This window comes from Sutcliffiella rhizosphaerae, from assembly GCF_917563925.1.
Lineage (GTDB): Bacteria > Bacillota > Bacilli > Bacillales > Bacillaceae_I > Sutcliffiella_A > Sutcliffiella_A rhizosphaerae.
In genome coordinates this window covers 1-444 of the sequence record NZ_CAKJTJ010000093.1, presented here as the reverse complement: position 1 = coordinate 444, position 444 = coordinate 1, and the positions used below count along the sequence as shown (strand labels likewise).

The 444-nt window shown below is 41.2% G+C and carries 1 protein-coding gene; it reads left to right on the top strand.

The annotated features are described in order from the left end of the window. Positions 1-444: hypothetical protein (locus LRP81_RS23165; RefSeq protein WP_230505560.1), on the top strand; the 444-nt coding region annotated here is incomplete at both ends.

Here is a 444-nt window from a genome sequence, read left to right as displayed (position 1 = left end):
ACTTATTTGGGATTTGCGTGCCCAAGGAAAAGGCAATTTATGTTATTCGGGCACTTATTTGGGATTTGCGTGCCCGGAAATTTGCAATTTACGAAAATCGGGCACTTATTTGGGATTTGTGGGCCCGGAAAATTGCAATTTACGAAAATCGGGCACTTATTTGGGATTTATGTGCCCGGAAAATTGCAATTTACGAAAATCGGGCACTCATTTGGGATTTGTGGGCCCGGAAAATTGTAATTTACGAAAAACGGGCGCTCATTTGGGATTTGTGGGCCCGGAAAATCGCAATTTATGATATTCGGGCACTTATTTGGGATTTATGTGCCCGGAAAATTGCAATTTACGAAAATCGGGCACTTATTTGGGATTTGTGTACCCGGAAAATTGCAATTTACTATAATCAGATCCTTTTTAGGCTAGTTTTTGTCCCTGCCTTCTCTT